6 protein-coding genes are annotated in these 5,540 nt (G+C 38.2%); 4 read left to right on the top strand and 2 right to left on the bottom strand.

What is annotated here, in order from left to right; genetic code table 11:
* Positions 1-146 precede the first annotated feature (146 nt).
* The 4 genes from lysA to HYU07_07035 all read left to right on the top strand — a co-directional run bounded on the left by lysA (position 147) and on the right by HYU07_07035 (position 4,029).
* Complete coding sequence (lysA, locus tag HYU07_07050) at positions 147-1,391, top strand: diaminopimelate decarboxylase (protein MBI2129959.1); 1,245 nt, start codon at positions 147-149, stop codon at positions 1,389-1,391.
* Positions 1,392-1,652: 261 nt separating this feature from the next.
* Positions 1,653-2,480 (top strand): diaminopimelate epimerase, encoded by an 828-nt coding sequence (locus tag HYU07_07045; protein MBI2129958.1) that lies wholly within the window; start codon positions 1,653-1,655, stop codon positions 2,478-2,480.
* A 9-nt stretch (positions 2,481-2,489) separates the two neighbouring features.
* Positions 2,490-2,840 (top strand): hypothetical protein, encoded by a 351-nt coding sequence (locus HYU07_07040; GenBank protein MBI2129957.1) that lies wholly within the window; start codon positions 2,490-2,492, stop codon positions 2,838-2,840.
* A gap of 13 nt (positions 2,841-2,853) precedes the next feature.
* The gene (locus tag HYU07_07035) at positions 2,854-4,029 is read left to right on the top strand and encodes an aminotransferase class I/II-fold pyridoxal phosphate-dependent enzyme (protein MBI2129956.1); all 1,176 of its coding nucleotides are present in this window, start codon (positions 2,854-2,856) and stop codon (positions 4,027-4,029) included.
* A 22-nt stretch (positions 4,030-4,051) separates the two neighbouring features.
* Here the strand turns inward: HYU07_07035 and HYU07_07030 are convergent, their stop codons facing one another.
* Positions 4,052-4,864, bottom strand: a complete 813-nt coding sequence (locus HYU07_07030) for a hypothetical protein (protein ID MBI2129955.1) — start codon at positions 4,862-4,864, stop codon at positions 4,052-4,054.
* Positions 4,865-4,869: 5 nt separating this feature from the next.
* Positions 4,870-5,540 (bottom strand): hypothetical protein (locus HYU07_07025; protein MBI2129954.1); only part of this gene is annotated, 671 nt, incomplete at its 5' end.

The raw sequence follows: 5,540 nt of genomic DNA, 5'->3' as shown, positions 1-5,540 counted from the left end.
TACAGGTTTGTTGCTTTATCCCACAATACGATAAGGGGAGCCGCTGGTGGGGCTATACTAGTAGCAGAGTTAATGAAAGTAAAAGGATATCTTGATTGATAATAAAAGCGTTAAGTATAAAAACAGACTCAGAAAAACAGAATAAAATGCAAATAATAAACAACAAACTCCACATCGGGGGAATTTCAGCAGAAGACCTTATTTTGAAATTCAAAAGCCCTCTCTATGCTTATGAGGAAGACACTATAAGGCAGAAGTTTCGGGATCTGAAAGGGAATATAACTTATCCAAATATCAGGCTGTATTATGCGTGCAAAGCAAATACGAATGTTGCAATAATGAAGATTCTAAGGGAAGAGGGGGCATTTATTGACGCTGTTTCCCCTGGCGAGATGTTCCTTGCATTGGAAGCAGGCTATGATAAAAAGCAGATAATGTTCACAGGCAACAATTCAACTGATGAAGATATGAAATTTGCAATAAAGCACGGCATTTTAGTCAATGCAGACTCATTGTCGCAGCTTGAAAGATACGGAAAGCTAAACCCGAATTCAAAAGTATGCGTAAGAATCAACCCTAATGTAGGAGCAGGCCATCACGGCCATGTCATAACAGGCGGCCCTGATTCAAAGTTCGGTATTTATTATGACAAAGCCAATGAGATAAAAAATATTGCCAGGAAATACGACCTGAAAATTATCGGGGTGCACCAGCATATAGGGTCAGGAATACTGGAAACTGAGAAATTCCTGGAAGCGATGAAAGTGCTGCTGATGACAGCAAGGCATTTTGATGGCCTTGAGTTTGTTGATTTTGGCGGCGGAATTGGAGTTCCTTACAGGCCGAATGAAAAGCCAATTGATATTAAAACATTTGGAGCTCAAGTATCACAATTATTCTCTGATTTCTGCGCTGAGTACGGAAAAGAGCTGACATTGGCATTGGAGCCAGGCAGATATTTCGTATGTGAGTCTGGAATTTTATTAGCAACTGCAAACACAATAAAGGAAACAACAAAGCACAAATTTATTGGAGTTGATACCGGCTTCAATCACCTGATCAGAGTAATGGCTTATGGCAGCTATCATCCGATAATTGTTGCAAATAATGCTGAATCAAAGGATAAGGAAGACATCATTATCTGCGGAAATATATGCGAATCCGGAGATGTTTTTACAAAGAATGAGGATGGCCTTGTTGAGAGGGAGCTGCCTGTGATAAAGGAAGGCGACATTATCGGCATATTGAATGCCGGGGCTTATGGATTTTCTATGTCTTCAAACTATAACTCCAGGCTGAAGCCTGCTGAAATCATGGTTAAAGACGGAAAAGCAAGGATAATACGGGACAGGGAGCTGTTAAAAGATTTGCTGAAAGGGCAGACATTATAATATGCTGAAAAACCTGTTAAGTAAACCTTAAAAGTATACACTTTACAAATTTTGCATGTTGCATATTAAGCTCTAAAACCACGGTTTTCGGAGGTTTTAGCCAGTATAGGATATAAATATATGTGTGTACTTTACATAACGACTCCTCTTCTTATGAGGGGCGTGATATATACTTAACAACTTTACTTAACAAAACCAAAAGGTTTAAAAAGGAAATCAAAAAGTTTGTAGTTAGGGGGATCAAGTATGGCTGTAAAGAAAATAAAATTTGCCAAAATACACGGGCTGGGAAATGATTATGTTCTGATCAATGCGCTAAAAGAAGATCTGACAGGAAGTAAGCTTGATGATCTTGCAAGAAAAATGAGCAACAGGAATTTTGGAGTCGGCTCTGACGGAATAATTCTGATCCTGCCGTCCAGTAAGGCAGATTTCAAGATGAGGATATTTAATTCTGACGGCTCAGAAGCAGAGATGTGCGGCAACGGCATAAGGGGATTTGCAAAATATGTTTATGAGCATGGCCTGACAAAAAATAAGGAAATAACAGTTGAGACACTGGCCGGCATAATAAAGCCGAAAATAATTGACGGAATGGTTACAGTTAATATGGGTGAGCCGGTTTTGGACAGCAAAAAAATTCCGATGATCAGCGATAAGCAGAAAGTAATAAATGATGACCTGAAGCTGAAAGACGGCACAGTCTTGAAGGTAACGTGCGTTTCAATGGGCAATCCCCACTGCATTGTTTTTGTTGACACGTTTGGAATGCCTGTTGAAAAAATAGGCTATGAGATAGAGCATCACAAGGCATTCCCTAAAAAAACCAATGTTGAATTCATACAAGTGATAAACAAAAGGGAAATAGCAATGCAGGTATGGGAGAGGGGAGCTGGCGTTACATTGGCCTGCGGAACAGGCGCATCAGCTGCTGTGGTGGCCTCTGTGCTTAATGGCAAGACCGATAGAAAAGTAACAGTCCATCTTCTTGGCGGAGACCTGAATATAGAATGGAATGAAAAAGACAATCATGTTTACATGACTGGGCCTGCTGAAGAAGTGTATGAAGGCGAGTATACTTACAGGTAGATGATCTGTATGAATGTTCTTGACAAATGCGCCGGTAAGAAAGAAGATGCAGAAATACGTGACTGGTGGCTTGAAATGAATGGGATTACAACAGACCCTGATAAAAAGGGAATCATAAGTGATGAAGAATCCCGTAAAAATTTTTTAGATTATAAAAGAAATGAAAAAGAATTAGATTATCTGTTTTCTTTAAGAGAGAGTATAATTTACGGCGATATGCATGAAAATTTAAAAAATAAAAAAGAGCGGCATCATTTGATTTTAGCAAGGAGATGCGAGAATTACAGCAACTCATGTGAAAATTTAAGAAGCAGAAAAATCTTTATTGGTTTTTATAGCTGTCAGTTGAGTTTAAGTTAAAAATTAACCTAAAATGCAATTCAAACCAAGCGACAAACTGGCATCAATCGGAACTTATGCATTTGTTGACGTAAAGAATGAAGCTGCAAAGCTGAAGAAAGAAGGAATTTCTGTTATTGATTTTGGGGTTGGTGATCCTAAAAACCCTGCGCCTGAGATTGCAAGGGAAGCCTGCAAGAAAGCAGTTGAGCTTAGAAAAGGCGCTGGTTATCCTCTTGAGGAAGGCGCCATTGAGTACAGGGAAGCTATTGCAAAGTGGACTAAAAAAAGGTTTAATGTTAACTTGGATCCAACTAAGGAGATTTCTGCAAATATCGGAGCAAAAGAAGCTGTTTTTCATTTCCCGTTCTGCTTTATTAATCCGGGAGATTATGTTCTGATTCCCAATCCAGGCTATCCGCCCTATCAAAAGGGAACATTGTTTGCTGGCGGAAAAAGCTATTTCATGCATTTATTGAAGGAGAATAAGTTTTTGCCTGATCTGGATGCAATTCCTTCTGAAATCGTTAAAAAATCAAAGATAATATGGGTAAATTACCCGAATAACCCGACAACTGCAATGGCGGATAAGAAATTTTATAAAAAGCTGATTGATTTCGGGCATGACAACAATATCATAATTGCGTCAGACGAGTGCTACTCTGAAATTTATTTTGATCAGAAGCCAATGTCAATATTGGAATTGGAAAAAGAAGGCATAGTTGCTGTTCAAAGCCTGTCAAAAAGAAGCGCAATGACATGCTACAGAATAGGATGGCTGGCCGGAGATGAGGCAATGATATCGCAGTTCAAAAAATTAAAGCCGAATTATGATTCCGGAGCAGCTACTTTTATCCAGGATGCTGCAATTGCTGCTTTAAGCGATGAGAAGCATGTTGAAGAAATGAGAAAAGAATATAAAATAAAAAGAGATATTATGATCAATGCATTTGACTCAATTGGATTAGAAAACTGCATGCCTGAAGCAACTTTATATATCTGGCAGAAAGCTCCGAAAGGGATGAAAAGCCTGGATTTTGCAAAATCATTGCTGAGAAAGGATGTTGCTGTTGTTACGACGCCCGGATCATGGTTGAGCGAGAATTTCAATAACTTGAACCCAGGGGAAGGGTATGTGAGGTTTGCTTTGGTGCCGTCTATAGAAGACTGCAAGATTGCTGGTGAGAGGATAAAGAGGCTTAAGTTTTAAAATTTAAGAAGTTTTATTTACTTTAATCTTTTGGAGGAATGACGTTCTTATCATACCATTTCATATAATCACCATATGCAGCTTCAGTTTTTTCTTTAAGATCTTCAGTTTTTTGATCATTTATCCCAAGTTCTTTGTTATTAGATAGTGTTTTGTTTAATGACTTGGAGAGTTCTTCTAGTCCTTTTCGTTTTTCTAATGGGCTATATTGGCCATTGTCGTCATGTCTTGTCAATGATTCATACTCGCTTTCATGCATTAAATATTTTTCTTTTACTAGGGCTTCTTTATGTGTTTTAACCTCCTCGTCTTTTAAGCCCAGATCGTCGGCCTTTTTTTCTAGAGTCGTATAATCATTTAATAGCTTATCCGTCATTTTAGTAGTTTCGTTTTTATCAATGTTCCCTTTCTTCCAGAAAGGAGGATCTCTATTCTCGAATTTTTTTTTAAACCATCCGTACCAGTGCTCAGTTTCTTTACGCGTTTTTGAATATTCCTCATGGGCTTCTGATTTTTGCGCATCTGCAGAAGTTTCAGCGGGGATTGGTTCTTTAGCTGAAGAAGATGTTGCCGGTGCATTGTAACTTGGTGAACTTGTGTATGTGGGTGGGCTAACTATAGCTCTGCTTCTAGAGCAAGACTTTATCCCACTTACAACTCCGAGAATCAAACCGCCCGTTACTACTATAGCTATTCCTGCTTTAGCAAAGGCAGCCAAGTATGATCTTGTATGGGTTGGAGCTGTTTTTATGTATTTTTGCTTTCTTTCGAGAGATTTCCTATAGTTTATTACTCCGTTTTCCAATTTTATTACAGCATCTTCTAAGTTTGCCATTTTTATCATTTACCCCAACTATAATTCACTTTGGAGTTTATATCTTTTTTGCTTTCTTTTTTCTCTCTTTCAGATTTTATCTCCAGTTTTTTAGGTGCAGGATCTTCAATCACCCATTCTTTGCCTGAATAAGGATGGACTTTTATTTTTTTGTAATATTTTGGCGATACAAGAACATCTTCATATTCAGCAGGCACTAATTTTGACTCATATTTTGCAGGAATTTTTTTATCTACGTAACGTTCTTCTGATGCTATACCCAAACTACCTAATATGCCTGCTTGTCCTGTCATAAGTCCATCAATAAGGTCTAAACCAGGTAATGACGACATCAATCCGCGATGATTTACTGAAACCCGTTCAGTCCTTTCAGGCTCAACTAGAACAGCTTCATTATGTTCTTTCCTCACCAACCTTTTTTCATACATGGCATCTACTCTTATTAATTCAATATAAGTATAAGATTTAACTTCCTCAATCAATTCTTTAATCTTTGAATAGTTTATTTTTTCAAGTCTAGCTGCCAAGTCCTTCACATCATCAGAAATATTGTCATATGCGCCGCGTGAAACTTTTACTTGTATTGCGCCAAATTCAGCACGTGCAGAGCTTAATTGTTCTTCCATCTTCCGTATCTGCTGATCAGCTGTTTTTGTGCAGGCAGCTAATTCATCTG

Source organism: Candidatus Woesearchaeota archaeon (assembly GCA_016180285.1).
Lineage (GTDB): Archaea > Nanobdellota > Nanobdellia > Woesearchaeales > JACPBO01 > JACPBO01.
The sequence above is the reverse complement of the archived record's forward strand: the minus strand, read 5'-3'. Positions and strand labels throughout refer to the sequence as shown.

Coding starts and splice junctions, on each gene's coding strand:
- HYU07_07035 (MBI2129956.1), top strand. CDS start 2,854: ATGCAATTCAAACCAAGCGACAAACTGGCATCAATCGGAACTTATGCA.
- HYU07_07030 (MBI2129955.1), bottom strand. CDS start 4,864: ATGGCAAACTTAGAAGATGCTGTAATAAAATTGGAAAACGGAGTAATA.
- HYU07_07040 (MBI2129957.1), top strand. CDS start 2,490: ATGAATGTTCTTGACAAATGCGCCGGTAAGAAAGAAGATGCAGAAATA.
- lysA (MBI2129959.1), top strand. CDS start 147: ATGCAAATAATAAACAACAAACTCCACATCGGGGGAATTTCAGCAGAA.